The sequence below is a fragment of the Candidatus Egerieousia sp. genome (assembly GCF_056211015.1).
Genome location: NZ_JBAELF010000024.1, coordinates 1 through 15,955 on the forward strand (window position 1 = coordinate 1; position 15,955 = coordinate 15,955).

At 47.6% G+C, this 15,955-nt stretch carries 18 protein-coding genes; 10 read left to right on the forward strand and 8 right to left on the reverse strand.

From position 1 onward, the window contains the following. Nucleotides 1–114: 114 nt before the first annotated feature. A complete protein-coding gene (locus AC06L3_RS01710) occupies nucleotides 115–2,331 on the reverse strand; it encodes a hypothetical protein (protein WP_475668901.1) in 2,217 nt (738 codons plus the stop codon). A 220-nt stretch (nucleotides 2,332–2,551) separates the two neighbouring features. Here AC06L3_RS01710 and AC06L3_RS01715 point away from each other — a divergent pair, with 220 nt between their 5' ends. The 5 genes from AC06L3_RS01715 to AC06L3_RS01735 all read left to right on the forward strand — a co-directional run bounded on the left by AC06L3_RS01715 (nucleotide 2,552) and on the right by AC06L3_RS01735 (nucleotide 6,263). After that, a complete protein-coding gene (locus tag AC06L3_RS01715; RefSeq protein ID WP_475668902.1) occupies nucleotides 2,552–3,301 on the forward strand; it encodes a ParA family protein in 750 nt (249 codons plus the stop codon). Nucleotides 3,302–3,342: 41 nt separating this feature from the next. Then, on the forward strand, nucleotides 3,343–3,582 hold the full coding sequence (locus AC06L3_RS01720) for a hypothetical protein (protein ID WP_475668903.1): 240 nt from the start codon (nucleotides 3,343–3,345) through the stop codon (nucleotides 3,580–3,582). Nucleotides 3,583–3,615: 33 nt separating this feature from the next. Next, complete coding sequence (locus tag AC06L3_RS01725) at nucleotides 3,616–5,166, forward strand: ATP-binding protein (protein WP_475668904.1); 1,551 nt, start codon at nucleotides 3,616–3,618, stop codon at nucleotides 5,164–5,166. Between the two features lie 171 nt (nucleotides 5,167–5,337). Further along, on the forward strand, nucleotides 5,338–5,640 hold the full coding sequence (locus AC06L3_RS01730; protein WP_475668905.1) for a hypothetical protein: 303 nt from the start codon (nucleotides 5,338–5,340) through the stop codon (nucleotides 5,638–5,640). Continuing rightward, entirely contained in the window at nucleotides 5,637–6,263 is a 627-nt protein-coding gene (locus AC06L3_RS01735) for a recombinase family protein (RefSeq protein ID WP_475668906.1), read from the forward strand. Before AC06L3_RS01730 ends, AC06L3_RS01735 begins: the two co-directional genes overlap by 4 nt. 185 nt (nucleotides 6,264–6,448) lie before the next feature. Here the strand turns inward: AC06L3_RS01735 and AC06L3_RS01740 are convergent, their stop codons facing one another. Continuing rightward, on the reverse strand, nucleotides 6,449–7,048 hold the full coding sequence (locus AC06L3_RS01740; RefSeq protein WP_475668907.1) for a hypothetical protein: 600 nt from the start codon (nucleotides 7,046–7,048) through the stop codon (nucleotides 6,449–6,451). Nucleotides 7,049–7,673: 625 nt separating this feature from the next. Between AC06L3_RS01740 and AC06L3_RS01745 the strand changes: the two genes are divergently transcribed. The 5 genes from AC06L3_RS01745 (at nucleotide 7,674) to AC06L3_RS01765 (ending at nucleotide 9,667) form a co-directional block, all read left to right on the forward strand. Next, nucleotides 7,674–8,249, forward strand: a complete 576-nt coding sequence (locus AC06L3_RS01745; protein WP_475668908.1) for a hypothetical protein — start codon at nucleotides 7,674–7,676, stop codon at nucleotides 8,247–8,249. Further along, nucleotides 8,239–8,418, forward strand: a complete 180-nt coding sequence (locus tag AC06L3_RS01750; RefSeq protein WP_475668909.1) for a hypothetical protein — start codon at nucleotides 8,239–8,241, stop codon at nucleotides 8,416–8,418. Before AC06L3_RS01745 ends, AC06L3_RS01750 begins: the two co-directional genes overlap by 11 nt. 133 nt (nucleotides 8,419–8,551) lie before the next feature. Continuing rightward, nucleotides 8,552–8,941, forward strand: a complete 390-nt coding sequence (locus AC06L3_RS01755; RefSeq protein WP_475668910.1) for a HEPN domain-containing protein — start codon at nucleotides 8,552–8,554, stop codon at nucleotides 8,939–8,941. Then, a complete protein-coding gene (locus AC06L3_RS01760) occupies nucleotides 8,920–9,216 on the forward strand; it encodes a nucleotidyltransferase domain-containing protein (RefSeq protein ID WP_475668911.1) in 297 nt (98 codons plus the stop codon). Before AC06L3_RS01755 ends, AC06L3_RS01760 begins: the two co-directional genes overlap by 22 nt. A 274-nt stretch (nucleotides 9,217–9,490) precedes the next feature. After that, complete coding sequence (locus AC06L3_RS01765) at nucleotides 9,491–9,667, forward strand: hypothetical protein (protein WP_475668912.1); 177 nt, start codon at nucleotides 9,491–9,493, stop codon at nucleotides 9,665–9,667. Nucleotides 9,668–9,691: 24 nt separating this feature from the next. Here the strand turns inward: AC06L3_RS01765 and AC06L3_RS01770 are convergent, their stop codons facing one another. The 6 genes from AC06L3_RS01770 to AC06L3_RS01795 all read right to left on the reverse strand — a co-directional run. After that, nucleotides 9,692–10,864, reverse strand: coding sequence for a reverse transcriptase/maturase family protein (locus tag AC06L3_RS01770; protein ID WP_475668913.1), 1,173 nt, complete (start codon nucleotides 10,862–10,864; stop codon nucleotides 9,692–9,694). A gap of 237 nt (nucleotides 10,865–11,101) precedes the next feature. Further along, entirely contained in the window at nucleotides 11,102–11,818 is a 717-nt protein-coding gene (locus tag AC06L3_RS01775; RefSeq protein ID WP_475668914.1) for a four helix bundle protein, read from the reverse strand. Between the two features lie 123 nt (nucleotides 11,819–11,941). After that, nucleotides 11,942–13,465, reverse strand: coding sequence for a fimbrillin family protein (locus AC06L3_RS01780; protein WP_475668915.1), 1,524 nt, complete (start codon nucleotides 13,463–13,465; stop codon nucleotides 11,942–11,944). Nucleotides 13,466–13,902: 437 nt separating this feature from the next. Then, nucleotides 13,903–14,886: an IS4 family transposase gene (locus AC06L3_RS01785; RefSeq protein ID WP_475668916.1), complete on the reverse strand. Its 984-nt coding sequence runs from the start codon at nucleotides 14,884–14,886 to the stop codon at nucleotides 13,903–13,905. Between the two features lie 18 nt (nucleotides 14,887–14,904). Continuing rightward, nucleotides 14,905–15,399: a hypothetical protein gene (locus AC06L3_RS01790; protein ID WP_475668917.1), complete on the reverse strand. Its 495-nt coding sequence runs from the start codon at nucleotides 15,397–15,399 to the stop codon at nucleotides 14,905–14,907. 32 nt (nucleotides 15,400–15,431) lie between these two features. Then, on the reverse strand, nucleotides 15,432–15,955 hold a 524-nt coding region (locus tag AC06L3_RS01795; RefSeq protein WP_475668918.1), incomplete at its 5' end, for a hypothetical protein.

Sequence of the window (15,955 nt, forward strand, 5' to 3'; positions counted from 1 at the left end):
TGGGCCGAGGAGAAGAGCATCACCCGCAAGCACGACGAACGCTATCTGGGGTAGCGCTACCCCAATTTACTAATTTACTACTATATTGCTTTATTACTTTACCACTATATTACTTTATTTCTTATTTCGATATAACTCAACCTGCTTACGGTATACTTCTTTCATCTCGTCGGGCCATTTCTCCATCTCTTCGGAAAGATTCTCGAGATCAGCGCAATAGTCGTATGGTTTGCTGAATTCTTTCCTGAGTTCCTCAATAACGGACGGCTCGATATGTACGTAAGGTCTTGCCGCTTCAGGAATACCAATCATTGCCTTGTACATTTCTTCCAGATCTGCATCGGAGAAATTGACTGTGTCCGCCAGATCGTAAAGTACACCGGACTGGTCCTCATGTGAAAGTTTCTCGAATCCAGGAACCTGGCGGAGAATTTGGGCCATTGCCGCCTTGTCCATATTGTACGTTGAATTCCCGGCAGCTCCAAGGCCTCGAATCTCTGATATCCACTGCTCTTCGAGGACTCTCTCCTGAATCGTCATCTTCCGCTGCTCTTCGTGTTCCCGTATATCATCGATTGTAGTGTTCCACCACTGTTTGACTGTGCTACGGCTGATGCCAAGTTCTTTCGCACAGGCATACATGGTTGCATCCGGATGTTCCTGCTTCCATTGAAAAACAAGTTCCTGCTTGCGTTTTCTGCCGCGTTCAGTATTCCAGCTATGACCTCTCCTTTCGTCGTGAGAATCGCGAACGGCGCGAGCTTCCATCAGATGCTCCACCTGGGTCTTGAACTTGCGTCTCTGGTTCTTTTCGATTTCAACTCCGGTGATGTCCCGAAGATCCGCCATCGGGAACGTGCAGTATGATTCCTGATATGCAGCAGCAGCATCAAGGGCGTCATCCACGGTGAAACGGTCTTCTGATTTTTGAGTAACCGAAAGTCCATCGAGAACTTCCACGAAGTCCATAAGATCCTTCTTGAATTCCTCCTCGGTCACTCCCCTCCTCTTCTTGTACCGGTTCATGATCTGCCTTTCGGACAATCCCTTCAAACGCTCGGAATAGACAGCCTTGAACTGCTCGTATGTAAGCTGCTTGCATTTCTTCGCAAAGATCGCAAGCGTCATCAGACAGAAATAACGGTGGCCTACGGATGCATGCAGAAATATCTGATTCCTCCACCAATCGTAAAGGTCTCGCTTGACATACCAGCGGCCGGGAGGAGTATTTAATACTATCCTCCTCTCATACCATTCCGGATAAAGTTGCCTGGCTCTGTCAACAGACACCCTCTTCGGGTTATAATCGCCCTTTTTAAGCAGCTTCTCTTCCTCCATGGTAAGGAATCCCCCACCACCGAATGTGAGGTCTGAAATCGAATAATACGGCTTGCAGTGAGGGTTTATGTTCTGGAACGCCGTGACGGTCTTCCTGGTCTTTGTCTGCGTGCCGGGCACACGGAATCCCTGGCAGTTGCCCTGGAACTGCGGATGCTTCGGATCCTCATGTGTCGTTCCCTTGTTCCATACACGCCTGGTCAGTTCCTTCTTTATCTTGTTCAGGATCGGATATGCGTCCTTGAACATCGGAGCCGGGGACTCAAGGAGGAAATAGATGTGTATGCCGCCGCCTGAATTTACAATGATCTGCGGCTGCGGGAAGGTGATGTGCTTACGGAGCGGGTCGGACTGGTAAAACAGATTCTCAACATTGTCGCCGTCAACACTGTCAATATCGATGGCAATGGCATAAAGATATCTGGCATTGTTCTTCGTGCGTCTCTTGCCGGTATAAGATATCGGGGACATGATCACGAAAGGATGTTCCAGCATCTCATGCAAGCGCTCGGCACGGCTGGTAATGACAAATGTCTTATTCTTGTTCTCCTTCTGTCTCTTCCCATAGATAGCCTGGGCAATGCCGTTATAGACATACTCATACTGAGCCGGCCTCTTCTCCTTGCGTCCCGATGCATCGTTGGTGGTCCACCATTCATAAGCCTCGCACCACTCCTCCTCAAAAGGGAGCAGCTCGCCTCCAATTTCATTATCATCACGACAGAACAACAGATGAAGGAAAGCATCAGTATCAATCTCCCGGAACATAGGACTGCTCCTCAGATAGGCATTCTTACTCTCATAGTAAGCGACCGAACGCAGGTAGTCTTCATCCACCCTCGGATCATCAGACTCCCCTACCTCCACACCATCATCATCCAAAGGAAGATCATCAAACGACTCCTCTACCGAAGTACCGTAGTACACCTCATCAGGCATATCACCGACATCTTCCAAAGAAGGAACTGAAGACTCATCAGGAAACTCTACCATACTACTTCTACTCTACTGTTCTTTTTGAGAGAGCAGCTCGCTAACGCTCGCTGCTCTTCGGGGGGCGTTATATTATCAATATATTTTTTGGACTATTTCAATTGAGCACCCTTCCCCTGCCCTTTCCCCATCCAGAAAAAATAGTTGTTTTCATTCGTTCAACCAACCATATTTATCACTATATTTGTTCTCATAAAGTAATAAAGTAACACTGTCATATATGAAGAAAGCTAAAATCATCGCCGTGGCAAACCACAAGGGCGGAGTCGGAAAGACGGCGTCGGTGGCCGCTATCGGAGCCATCCTCGCATCAAAGAAAAAGAAGGTCCTGCTGGTCGACCTCGACACCCAGGCGAACCTCACCAGACACTTCATGGAGGACATCCCCTCCCGTATCATCTACCACGCCATCCGCGAACGCAAGGATCTTCCGATATATCAGATCAGGGAGAACCTGGACATTGTGCCGAGCGGCCTCGACATGGCCGGTATCGAGATTGACATGACATCGATGCGCCAGCGCGAGAACATCATCGGCAATCTCCTGGAGCCGTTCCGCAACAGGTACGACTTCATCCTGATGGACTGCCCCCCATCCCTGGGTCTTGTCACCCTGAATGCACTGACGGCCGCCAACAAGCTGCTCGTTCCGATGAAGGCGGATCTTATGTCCTTCTATGGTCTCTCGATGATGGACAATTTCTGCGCGGGGATGCAGGATCTCAACCCGGGCATACATATCGACCACATCTTCTTCAACATCTACGAGAAGGGACAGAACATGACGGATGCCATCGAGTCGGATGTGCGTGAGAAATACGGCGACCGCGTTATGACGACCGTGGTCCGCAAGAACAACGACATAGCCAAGGCTGCTTTCGAATACACGGACGTGGTCTCATACGATCCGAGCTGCAATGGGGCGAAGGACTTCCTCACCCTTACTGAAGAGCTTGTCGAGAAGCTGTAATATATTCATAAAGTAGTAAACTCATAAAATAATATAATAATATGGCGAAAAAACTCACAGTCCCTCAGAAGGGCACGGAGAAGGCTCCGGAACTTAGCGTCAATCAGGAGAGAACTCCTCTTGAGAGGATGATCAAGCCGGAGGTGAAGGAGAAAAACGAGCGCACTACCATCTGTGTGAACCCCGAACTTTATAAGGAGTTCAAGGTCTATGCTGCGCAGCATGACACAACCGTCACCGCCCTGCTGAATCAGGCAATGCGGGACATACTCACAAAATAATAATAATTATTACATATCATAAAGTAATATATTATGGATAGCAAATTACCTATAGGTGTCCAGGATTTCGCGAAATTGCGCACCGAAGGATACAAATACATCGACAAAACGGGGATTATCTACCGCCTTGCCAAGTCGGGATGCTACTATTTTCTTTCCCGCCCGAGGCGCTTCGGTAAGAGCCTATTTCTGTCAACCATTGAAGCATATTTCCTTGGAAAGAAGGATTTATTTTCTGGTCTTGAGATAGAGAACCAGGAGAAGGACTGGATTGAGTACCCTGTGCTGCATCTTGACTTAAACACACAGAAATACGAGAGTGCTAGCGCTCTGAACAACGTCCTGAACGAAGTGTTGGACAGTTGGGAGAAGCTGTATGGGAAAAATCCATCTGAAGTCGATTTCGGCAGAAGATTTCAAGGAATCATTCAAAGGGCTTATGAAAAGACCGGCAGGCGAGTGGTCATCCTCGTGGACGAGTACGACAAACCTGTCCTGCAGGCGATAGGCAACGATGCTCTCCAGGACGAATACCGTTCCACACTGAAGAGTTTCTATGGAGCACTGAAATCCAGCGACAGATACATACAGTTCGCCTTTCTGACCGGAGTCACAAAGTTCGGAAAGGTCAGCGTGTTCAGCGATCTGAACCACCTTAACGATATCTCCATGGATCCGAGGTATTATGATATCTGCGGACTGACGGAGAGGGAGATTCGCAGCAATCTATCAGAGAAGGTTGAAGCCTTGGCCAGGAATCTCGGCGTGCAGTCGGAAGATGCCTACGCCATGCTGAAGGAGAACTACGACGGATACCATTTCAGCGAGGACGACACGCCTGGTATGTACAATCCGTTCAGCATCCTGAACGCGCTCGATAAGAGGAAGCTCGGCTCGTACTGGTTCGAGACCGGCACCCCGACATATCTTGTCGAACTGCTCAAGAAGCATAACTACAACCTTTCCGATCTCGAGAAAGAAGAGCCGACGGCCGACGAACTGAACAGCGTCGACTCAGCTTCCACCAATCCGATTCCGGTGATATATCAGAGCGGATATCTGACGATAAAAGGGTATGACAAGGAATTCAGCCTATACAAGCTGGGATATCCGAACAAGGAGGTGGAAGAGGGCTTCGTGAAGTTCCTCATTCCGTACTATACCAATGTCGAGAAAACAAGATCCGGATTTGAGATCAGCCAGTTTGTTCTATGTCTTAGAAACAAGGACATCGAGGGTTTCATGGCCCGACTGCAGGCGTTCCTTTCCAATTGCCCTTATGAGCTCCAGCCGGACCAGGAGAGGCACTTCCAGAGCGTGATGTATATCCTCACTACTCTCTGCGGGTTCTATGCTGAAGTGGAGGAACACACCAGCAAGGGAAGGATGGATATGACCATCAGGACCGACAGGTATATCTACATCTTTGAGTTCAAATTCAACGCTTCCGCCGAGGTCGCTCTTAAGCAGATCGAGGACATGGGCTATGCCGACAAGTTCAAGGAGGACAGTAGGGAAGTGATATGCATCGGAGCGAACTATAGCAGCGAAGCAAGGAATATTGATACCTGGCTGATCAAATAATTGTGCCACGGCTGTTTTGTACTACGATAAATCTTACCTTTAGCCTCTATACTGTAACAAAAACAATCAAAGAATTTTCGTAGTCTGCCACGATTTGGCACTTTTATTCGGCAACTTTGTCTAACGATTCAAGGGAGAATCGGTATTATAGATACAAACATGAATTTGAGTATGAATACAAACGATTTCAATGTCCCTGCCGGGGACTTCCTCGTGATGGTGTCACGTTGGGCGTTCAACACGAACTTGACAAATGGCTTGTGGGTGGAGAAGATCTGGGCTGAACGTTCGGACATGGCTTCTTTCCTTGCTGGAGAATACAGGCAAAAGTTGGCCGAAACCTCTGAAGAAACACAGCCGTACTATGCCCTTGTGAATTTTATTTCAAATCTGGACGATACAAACCGAGTGATTTTCGCAAAGGCAATCTATGACTATGCTTCAACCGCTTTCGGTTTCGAGTTCAACCGATGAAGAAAAAGGCCGTCATATACGCCCGTGTCTCCAGCACCGGGGAACGACAAAGCACGGAACGCCAGGTTGCGGACCTGAAAAGGTACGCTGCCGCCTCTAATATCGAGGTGGTCCGTGTCTATGAGGAAAAGGCAAGTGGGGCGAAGATAGACAGGGAGCAGCTGGCCGACTGTGTGGAGTTCCTGAAGGGTGGGGGATCGGACCTATTGCTTGTGTCGGAGCTGTCACGTCTGGGCCGTAGTCTGCGCCAGGTTCTCGATATCATAGATGATCTGACGAAAGCCGGTGTCAACATCTACTTCCAGGATCACAACATGAGTACCCTTCTTCCGGACGGGAAGCCTAACGAGATCACAACCTTGCTCGTATCCCTGATGGGTACTTTCGCACAGATCGAGCGCGAACAGATTGCGTACAGGCTGAACAGCGGCCGGAAGCGTGCCATCGAGAACGGCGTAAAAATGGGCCGAAAAGAGGGCTTTAAACTGACGGATGAGGAAATCCTCGCCAAATATCCGAAGGTGGCCTCAAAGCTCCGGAAGGGGCTCTCTGTCCGTGATGCAGCGGCGGCTTGTGGTGTTAGCCCGGCAACGGTCCAGAAAGTAAAGAAGGCTATGAAATAATTATGAAAAAAACATCCTTTCTTCCAGGGGTGTCTTTATTATATATACGCTCATCTGACTGCTCCCACGAATGAATTCGTGGGAGCAGTCAGCTATTGAGCCGGATATATGACAGTGATGAAGTGGAAGGTTCCGCCCATTGCTGGGAATTATGAGTAAGCACACTACTCATCTTTTACAGGGCTTTAAATGCAGTTGGCTTCCCATTCCACCTGCAGGTTGAAGGTGTCGGCGATCTTGTAGAGTCTTGATATTCTTATGTCATCATTGTCGAACATCAGTTTGACGGATGTCTCTTGTATGCCTATGCCTTTTGCCAGGACAGTGACGGGCGTTCCGGACATTCTCATGAAGTCGGCCAGAAACTTCAGCCTTCCGTTTTCGGCTCTGCATTTGTCGATGTATCCGGAATTGTTGTCAAATTTATCGGGAATCGGAAGGTTGCCGGTGATCTTATACTTCTCGCAGGCTTTCAGTTCTCTTTTTGCTGCATAGTTGCTGTATGTCGGCTTGATGGTGACGTTAACTTTTTGCATGATGTTCTGAATGGCCGACAGTTTCGCGTCGTCGGATATCATCATCCAGGACAAGGACTGTTGTTTTACTCCCGTCTGCCTTGCCAGTTCAGCCCATGACAGGCCCATTGATTTCACGATGACCTCGAAAAACTGCATCTGTCTAGGTTCGTCGTCGTTGGTCTTTGCGGCCCTGGCTTTCTGCCGGCGCTCCTTGTCGGTTTTCTTTCTGTTTTCCTTGTAAGCGGCAATTTGTTTTTCTGTTCTCATATTATTTTTGTCATTATTAATTTTCTCGTTTGTCGTGGCCCCTGCCAGGTCGATGCGACTACGGAGCATCGAAATTTCAGCCAGCCCCCCGGGCTGGGTGTCACTTTTTTCCACAAAAAATCAAAACGGGCTGCAACTTGCTTGCAGACGATTTTTTTGGAAAAAACAAGATGCGACCGGAAGGTCGGTAAATGGGGCAGCCATTTACACATCTTGCAAAGTTGGGATAAATGGGTCCTTCGCTCTGAATTTCTTCCGATTACAAATATAATAATGTTTCTTGAAATCCAAGCGATTTGCTTGAAATTTGTTGTTCGGTGGTATTCCTCGCTGAAATGATAATACTTTTTCGCTTTTTTGCATATTTACTTGACTATGTAATTACTTTTCAGCATAGTGGCATAATTATTTAATTACTTAATTACTTAATTGTATGATTGCGTGATTACTTTTCTGCATGAATATATAATTGTGTTTTTGCATTGTTACTTTATTACTTTTTCGTATATTTGCATTGGAGTGTGATTACTTAACAGCATGATTACTTATTTACATTTCTACTTTTCCGCGTGATTGCTTAATTGCATGAATACTTTTTTGACTAATTACTTTTTGACATATACCTATGGATAATTTTGATGTTCATGATCAGTTTCCGGTCGAGGAACTTGACGTTGATTTTTTCGATCCCTGCGGAGGGTCGACATTCGGGGGGATACGGAACATGCCGGAGGAGAAGTTTGATTCCGGCTCCGCGGAAGGGACGGGGGCGACCGTCGAAAAGAAGGGGGGGGATGTCTCTTCTTCTCCGGACGGTGGCCTTTCCTCCTCCGGCGGCGGGGTGAAGAGGGAGGTTCCTGAAAGGCCGGTCAAGGCTGCTCCCGTTTCTTCCGGGAAGAAGTCTGTTCCGCTTCGCAAGACTGAAAGGGAGCCTGTGAAAAGGGAGGTTCCGAAGGTGAGGAAGGCTGTTGATGTCGCTGCTTCATCCGTGTCCTCCGATGATGATGTCAGGCTGACTTTGTGTCTTGATCCGGAGCTTGTGGGAGGTCTTAGGCTGTTGTCCAGGGTGAAGGGGAGGACCATGAGTTCCCTTGTGGTTTCCGCACTTGTCGGGGGTCTTTGTGATGACAGTGTTGTGGATGAGGAGAAGAGTAATTTTAGACGGATGGTTAAAGGATTCTTAAGGAAATATGGCAAATAAGTCGGTTTATAATTTCATGGTGCCGTGTGAAGTTGCGGTGCGTCTCAAGTCTTTGTCTTCCTATTCCGGGAAGTCCATGAGTCAGATTGCCGGAGAGATACTGGAGAAGTTCGTTGCCGGTGAGCTTGAGGATCCGGAGACTGTTGCCAGGTTGAAGAAACTGCTTTAATGGGGTAGCACGCACATTTAAATATTATGCAAACATTTACATAAGGTGCAAATGTTTGCGGAACTCTAATATAAAAATACAAATAAATATTTCCTGTTTGTTGTCACAAGAATTATTTTATATTTTTGTATAAATGGACGTCGATAAAGTAAAATACTGGGCGGAAATCTCCGACTATGATCTGGACACAGCTGAGGCTATGTTCCAAACAAAGCGGTGGCTGTACGTGGGATTCATGTGTCACCAGACCATCGAAAAGATCTTCAAGGCATATTGGTGCAGCAGGATTGAGGGAACCAGCCCAATGTCCCACAACCTTATCAACATCGCCCAGAGCTGCGGACTGAACGCCCTGATGTCAGAGGAACAGAAATTGTTCATCAGTGAGATTATGCCACTGAACATCGAATCCAGGTACCCTTCCTACAAGCAGGCCATTGCTGGAGGGCTGTCCGAGGAAAGATGCAGGCAGTTGATTGATCAAACAAAAGATTTGCAGGTATGGATAAAAGAAAGGCTGTAAGCATAGCCAGGCAATATAAGCGTGCTGTTGTCAAAGCAATCGGTCCGGCAAAGGTGTACCTTTTCGGTTCGTACAGCAAGGGATGCGCACGCCCGGACAGCGACATAGATATTGCCGTAGTCGTGCCGCAGGTCAACGGCGACTACCTTTCAACGGCGGCAAGCCTGTGGCGTATAACAATGGACGTGAACACTCTTATCGAGCCGGTATTGATTGAAGAAATCCATCCATCACCTCTCTATGAAGATATCCTGCAGACCGGTATAGCCGTATAAATCCTTCCTCTCTTTTTTCCATTTTGTTCGAATTTTAGAATTGGTTTACTAATCTCTTGGCTACGTTAATTTGAACAGCACTAAACAGTTATATGAAGGTTCTATATTACATTACTTTAGTTTGTTCAGTCATAGCACTTGTCTTATATTTTATTCTTGGGGTAGCGCTGCCATTTTGACATTATGTAAATGTTTGCATAATGTCAAAATGTGCGTGCTACCCCTAAATGCCCTCCTCAAATTGTCGTCTGAAGGCCAGAATCTTTATCATTCCATGCCAGCTGACAATGTGGGCCGCTTTGATCCCAAAGTTCCGGGATGTCTGGAGGCGATAAGAAGGGAAAGGAAGAAGGAACAAGAACAAATGGCCGCTGGTCTCGGCATCACCGCCGAACAGTTGAAGGAGAAAGACCCTGCCGTCACAGAAAATGAACCTTGGGAACTCCGATAGGGGTAGCCTGCTCGGCTGGGGGCGTCAGCCACCGGAGAATCCCCGATATTTTAGGCCGTGGAGTATGCCAACATCTACACTAAAATGGCTTGTATAGCCCTTATAGGAATTAAACACCGCAGTCCGAAGGAAAGGATCCGGTTCACAGGCCTGGACTTCATCGATTCTTGCAACCATACGATGCAGGTTCCTTGACCTCAAGAAACGGCCGTTCGGGGAGCAAACCGCACCAAGGAATGGAATGCCGCCATCTGTACGGTATATCCGACACTTCCTCTGGTTCAGAAGAAGTCCAAGTTTACGCTCAAGGAAATGACTAACGGCCTCCTTTGCCGACATCAACCTTGAGAGGGATTCATCAATAATGTAGAAATCATCCACATAACGCCCGTAATGTCGGAATCCCAGTTCCCTTTTGACGAACTGGTCCAACTCATTGAGATAAATGTTCGAAAACAGTTGGGAGGTGAGATTGCCTATGGGAAGGCCACAGCCGGCGGGTGCGTGAAAGAGGCTCTTCGAATGGGGAAGCCCACTCCAATCATTGAGAGGCCCCTTGATTCGGCAGCCCTTGGTAGGATCCAGAAACACGACCTTTTCCAAAAGAAACTTGACCGTATCGTAATCGAAGCCGGAAGGAAGCCCGGAAGTTGAACGCACCCTATCCAAGCGCGAACTGATCAAGTCAAACAGAACGCTCCTGTCTATGTTCATGAAATAGCCCTCTATGTCAAGTTTCAGGGCATAGCAGCTCTTGTGATAATTGTCCGTACAGGAACGCAAATGATGCTCCAACCTCTCTATGCCGAAGAGAGTCCCCTTTCCCTTACGGCAGGAATAGGAATCGTATATGAAAGCTGGTTCAAATACGGGTTCCAACTGATTGTAGAGATAATGATGTATGATTCTGTCCCGGAATGATGCAGCGAAGATTTCCCGCTGCACCGGGTCGCGGATTATGAAGCACATGCTGCGGCCGGGAGTGTAGGAGCGGCTGCTGACTTCTCCATACAAGGCAATGAGATTTGCTGACAGGTTCCTCTCGAAGCGCACCTGTGATGCAGTGTTCCGCTTATTGGAACGGGCGCAATAATAAGCATTGAATATATCCGCAAGAAGCAGACTGTCCGACTGACGCTGAGACGGGACGCACGGACTGGCCGTTGTAACGGTTGTTGTTGTTCTGGGGATTGACATTGTCGCTGTTGAAGTTCAAGTTGTACGCGTTGTTGGGATTGGACGAGTTGAGACTACTTGACCAATAGTTGCCGTTTGAACCCGCATTGTTGAGACTGGCATTGTTGCCATAGCCCGCAGCAGGGAAGAACAACAGGGCGCTTGGTGGTGCGGAATGTCCCAGGATGGTCCGGTCACCCCTTTGGAAGCATAGTATGAGTCCGAGGAGTTTGACATAGCCCGCACCACTGATTCAATCTATTCCGCAGGTACAGGGCCTGTGGCCTTTCGCTGCAGGATGGACAGCTGCTTGCTTACGGATTGTATCTGTTCACTCAGAAGTGCGAAGGAATTCAGCGACACTTCCCGTCTGTCCTTCATCAGCTGAAGAAGGAAAGCAAGCTCATCGTAAAAGGGCAGTGCCTCATCGATAGAACGGGACCTCTGTTCCCCTTTCAAATCGTAAATCCCTCTGACGAGATAACATCCTCTATAGGACAGTTCCTTCATCCTCACGCCGAAAGGGGCCTGACAGTTCTTGGAAATATTCCGGGAGATGAGTATGACCTGAGTCAGAATGTCATACGCCGTCTTGTACACCGGAGACTTCTCTATCACCTTCGTGTACGGAGAGAGCAGGGCTCGTGAAGCCTGCTCCACCTCCTGGGAATCTCTCCATTGCAGGAACTCGTTCTCATTCATCGGGTATGACAAGACGATGTCAAGTGCAGTGTCGCTCACCTTTCTGGTCATTGCGTTCCCGAGAGTCTTGTCAAGAGCAGACATCGGGAAACCGACATACAGGATGTCCCGGCCCAGGGTCTTGGACTCTTTGCGGAGAACCCTGTAATCCTTGATGCGGGTGCAGAAGGCAAACGCACTGCGCTCGTACGCCTTGTAGAACGTTCCCTCAAGATAGAGCCTGATTACACCGGTGTTGGTTTCCTCGAATTCGATGATTTCCTTCTGTGTCACTTCTGAGCCTTGGTTTTCCAAAAGTCACCACGCGCCGCCCCGGGGGCGGCGCAATAATGCTTTTGAGTTTCTTAAGAGGTCAACTTTCCTGAGGCCTTTCGGCCTTGGGAAAGTTGGCATTTATTAATCTGAGACGGGGCGGACCGACCCGCCGTAGTAACGATAGATGTCGCTCTGCGGATTGACATTGCTGCTACTGAAGTACAGGAGGTACGCGAGGCGCGGACTGGACGAGTAGAGCGTACTCGACCAATAGAGGCCGTCGGAGCCCGCAAGGTCAAGGGAAGTACCAGAGCCGCCGCCCGCAGCGGGGAAGAACAACATGTTGGTGCCGTCATGGAAGAGAAGCCCCTTTATTCCATCGCCGCTATTGTAATTGGAGCAAAAATAAATGCCCTGAGATGAAACATCATTTGCAGTAGTTGCATTGGTAGGATTAAAGTTGCCTGAAGTGTATCCTCCTGATTTGCAAGCATTGGCTAATGCAGTAAAGTCTTCCTTGGTCGGCATTCTCCAGCCGGTTCCCAATTTTACAGTGGCTACATCATATTCAGCTTTCAGTTTGGTATTTTCATGAGGAGGCGTGGACCATTCATAAAATGACGAACTTCCGCAATATGTCTGCCAAGAATAGCCGCTACTCTTGCCGGTCTTCCAAGTGAAAGAACCTGCTATTGCGCTGGTATAAGGGAATCCATCATAGAGCGTATTTACGGAACCCCACTCGTACAAATCTCCGTAACAGGTTGCGTAGCTGCCGGCAACCGTGGTGGCACCGAGGTTGTATTTGGCCCATTTCTTATTGCCGATGGTTACATAGCTGTCTGAATAACCACTTGTCGGGATTGTCAACCCATAGATTTTATTGCGTTCAAGATTTTTTCCGGTATTTTGTGTGGATGCCTCAGTCAAAGCCTTATAATATACAAAATTCCCATCTCCGGTTGCAACGGGGGCGATGGCTACGTAGTATTTGGTTTGAGCCGTAGCGGCGGCCGTTGTCCAGATAGTCTTTCCATTGAGGTTGCTTATTGAGATTGTGGCTTTGTTGTCTTCCCCGAACGTTGCCGTGAGTTTACCCGCTATGGCGTTTGCCGCCGTTACAGCCACGCGCAATACACCGTCACTAGAACCTTCCCCCTGGCTGAACTCAAGGATAGAGGTGGCATTGCTGAACACGAGGTTATTCTTGTTTGTCCCATCAGCCGTACTGCTCTTCGCCACGCAGATGTTGGCGCTGGCAAAGGTGCCGTCCTGGTTGGCAGGAATGGTGAAATCAATGCTGCCGCTGCAGCTTGTCATAGTCGTGGCTGATGCGGGATAGACGGCATAGAGGGTACCGGTGAGTTCAGTTTCGAACGTTATAGTCCTTCCTTCGTTTATGATATTATCTGTTGTAAGCGTGATGTCATCGTATTGGTTTCCACTAGCTCTAGTACCAAAGACGCGGATTTTGTCGTTTTCTGACCACAATGGGGTTACATTGTCCCCTGTGCTGAGCGTCGTCTTGGTTGCGGTATTTTCGAATTCAGCGGTAATGATGCGGACACCGCTCTTGGATGTGTTTTCAAGGTCCTCCTTCTGGCAGGAAGAGAACGCGAAGATGGCTGCGACTGCAACCGATGCAAGTATTATCGTCTTTTTCATCTTTTTCTTAATTAAGTGTTTGATTTTTTCAACTTTTGCCTACCAGGTTTCGCGTTCATAGGGAGAAGTTCCGTTCGGAGTGCTTGCCGAAAGAATTTCTCTCTGCGAAGTGACCTCAATCACTTCCACGCTCGCAGGGACGTACTTCTGTCGCTCCTGCTGTAAATTGTTTTTGATTTCTTTCATTTTTTCTTAAAAATTATTGGTTTGTAAAAAATTTGATAAAATTCGATGGAGAAAAAACGCCGGTTACACAGGAACGGGAGAAACCGTCCGGACACGGTGAAGCCGCGGTTCTGAAAGCCAGAACCGCCGTAACAATTGTATAAACTATTGATTGATAGGCACTTATGCCCCCCCCGCAAGATTAGGGAGAGAACACCGGAATTATATGTGCCGAAAATGCTCATTAACCGACAAATATATACCATTTTCCCTTAAGCACATGACAAAATTTTAAAAATATCGAATGGCTGGGGCCTGAGAGGGTTTAGAAGCACGCTGGCTATATGCTCAAGCCCGTACTTCATCACGCTGATGGCTCTGTTCCCAGTCTTTAGTATGCGGATGGCCTTGACCTCGATGTCTTTTTTGATGCCAACGAGGTAGGCCCAGGTAAAAGAGATAATCATAACCCCGAAGAGTTGTTCAACACGTTCCAGATGCACCAGATGAGTATCCTCAATATTGAAGCCGCTGGACTTCATCCCGCGAAAGCACGACTCGATCTGCCATCTTTCCTTATATCGGGAAAGAGCAAGGTCGGGCCTGCTGAAGGATATGAGTATCTGCAGTTCGGGGACTCCGTCCGAGTTCTTGAGCCTCGCTCCGGAAAGGTAGCACAGCTGGCCCTTGATGCGGTATATGCGATGAAGAACAAGTTCCTGCTTGTCCTTGAGGTGTATGAACATGCTCTTGACACGCTTCTCCTCTCCCGTCCTCGGATCTTCAATCCAGAAGTTCTCCTTGACGCGAAGATGGTACTCAATGCCCCAGTCATTGAGCCATTTCACCCATTCCTCACCTATGAACTCCCTATCTGCAACAAGACACGCTATGCTCTCACGACCGAATAGACGTATGAACCGCTGCATGATTTCAATCCTCTCTTCACAGTTGGAGTTGCCCCTCTTGTCCAGCAGCTTGAACAATATGGGGAATGCGACCTTCTTGTATGTGATGCCGATGACGAGAGCGTTTATGTTCTCTTCACCGAACTTCCAGTTGGTCCTGTCCATCGACAAAACGTATGGTCCCTTCTCGGGCAGGAATTTCATCACCACTTTGGCAACGATGTCCATATTCAGGACTGTCTGTGCCATGAACCGCTGGATTCTCCGCATGCTGGACTCCTTCGGGGTCCTGTTGTCAAACTGAAAATCCCAGCCGTTTGTAACCACACGGCCGGGATTTTCAGTCATGTGCTAGAATAAATTTGTTTACATCATTATGCTTTTAGGAGGCATTATATTGCTGATACTATCGCCAAACCCTGGTGGTGTATACGATGGAAGGTCAAAATCAATCTGCTTGGCATCTTCCGGCCACGCTATAAGCCTGTAATTTGCAGACCCATCGTCATTTATGGATTCGCAATCATATGAATAAAAGCCTTGATTCGCATAAAAGCGGAAATGGTGAGTAATCTGTTCCACGCTTGGTATGGGGAACACTATGTTTGAATCACTATATTGCTCTGTATGCCTGATATTCTCTTGAATTTCGCTTTGTTGGCCAATAACTGACTGGATATAACTATTATCTATAGAAACCGAAATCGGAACAGCATTGTTTCCATTATGTGCTGTTTTCTCCTGTATTGTACGATTGAGCAAAATATCATTTAGGGCATCTGGTATAATACTGCCGGCAGTAAGCACATGAATAGGAAATACTCCCCATACAAAGAATAAATCAATGCAATGGGTCTCCATATATTTGTTCGAATACTTGTCCATTGTGTAATTTATCTGAGTTTAGGAAATACACTCTTGCATGTCCCGCAATATGGTTTTGAAATAGGATAACGTGAATCAAGAGCAATACTGAAAATGATTTGAGAAATATCGGTTATTGTTCCAGAATCATTCAATAATCGATTTGCCGCATGCTGTTCTGCACATCTTCCGGCCTCAAACGAATCTTTACCAGATAATTGAAGTGCCGTTCTTATGATTGTGTTTGGCTTTTGTCCCATAGGTATTGAGCCTATCTTCGTACCGGTATTATCAACAATGTTGTTATAAGCATTAGCCAAAACAGGATGAGGTTGTTTCAATGCTGAACAGTTCCTTCCATTAGCAGCAATAAACGGTGCCACCAAGGAAGCGCAGGAACATACCGTTAAAGGTATGTCCCACCAGTCGGTCTTGGTGGATTTTTTTTCATCGTTGGTATGTATTTTCAATCTATAATCCTGAACGCGTTTTTCCTGACGTCCTCTGAATTGTTCCACCATCGCATTGAGTTCAATTATCGAATACGGATAAC

What these genes read in the sequence shown, in the direction of transcription:
- AC06L3_RS01710 (WP_475668901.1), bottom strand. Translation starts at nt 2,331, where the DNA reads ATGGTAGAGTTTCCTGATGAGTCTTCAGTTCCTTCTTTGGAAGATGTC.
- AC06L3_RS01715 (WP_475668902.1), top strand. Translation starts at nt 2,552, where the DNA reads ATGAAGAAAGCTAAAATCATCGCCGTGGCAAACCACAAGGGCGGAGTC.
- AC06L3_RS01720 (WP_475668903.1), top strand. Translation starts at nt 3,343, where the DNA reads ATGGCGAAAAAACTCACAGTCCCTCAGAAGGGCACGGAGAAGGCTCCG.
- AC06L3_RS01725 (WP_475668904.1), top strand. Translation starts at nt 3,616, where the DNA reads ATGGATAGCAAATTACCTATAGGTGTCCAGGATTTCGCGAAATTGCGC.
- AC06L3_RS01730 (WP_475668905.1), top strand. Translation starts at nt 5,338, where the DNA reads ATGAATACAAACGATTTCAATGTCCCTGCCGGGGACTTCCTCGTGATG.
- AC06L3_RS01735 (WP_475668906.1), top strand. Translation starts at nt 5,637, where the DNA reads ATGAAGAAAAAGGCCGTCATATACGCCCGTGTCTCCAGCACCGGGGAA.
- AC06L3_RS01740 (WP_475668907.1), bottom strand. Translation starts at nt 7,048, where the DNA reads ATGAGAACAGAAAAACAAATTGCCGCTTACAAGGAAAACAGAAAGAAA.
- AC06L3_RS01745 (WP_475668908.1), top strand. Translation starts at nt 7,674, where the DNA reads ATGGATAATTTTGATGTTCATGATCAGTTTCCGGTCGAGGAACTTGAC.
- AC06L3_RS01750 (WP_475668909.1), top strand. Translation starts at nt 8,239, where the DNA reads ATGGCAAATAAGTCGGTTTATAATTTCATGGTGCCGTGTGAAGTTGCG.
- AC06L3_RS01755 (WP_475668910.1), top strand. Translation starts at nt 8,552, where the DNA reads ATGGACGTCGATAAAGTAAAATACTGGGCGGAAATCTCCGACTATGAT.
- AC06L3_RS01760 (WP_475668911.1), top strand. Translation starts at nt 8,920, where the DNA reads ATGGATAAAAGAAAGGCTGTAAGCATAGCCAGGCAATATAAGCGTGCT.
- AC06L3_RS01765 (WP_475668912.1), top strand. Translation starts at nt 9,491, where the DNA reads ATGCCAGCTGACAATGTGGGCCGCTTTGATCCCAAAGTTCCGGGATGT.
- AC06L3_RS01770 (WP_475668913.1), bottom strand. Translation starts at nt 10,864, where the DNA reads ATGTCAATCCCCAGAACAACAACAACCGTTACAACGGCCAGTCCGTGC.
- AC06L3_RS01780 (WP_475668915.1), bottom strand. Translation starts at nt 13,465, where the DNA reads ATGAAAAAGACGATAATACTTGCATCGGTTGCAGTCGCAGCCATCTTC.
- AC06L3_RS01785 (WP_475668916.1), bottom strand. Translation starts at nt 14,886, where the DNA reads ATGACTGAAAATCCCGGCCGTGTGGTTACAAACGGCTGGGATTTTCAG.
- AC06L3_RS01790 (WP_475668917.1), bottom strand. Translation starts at nt 15,399, where the DNA reads ATGGAGACCCATTGCATTGATTTATTCTTTGTATGGGGAGTATTTCCT.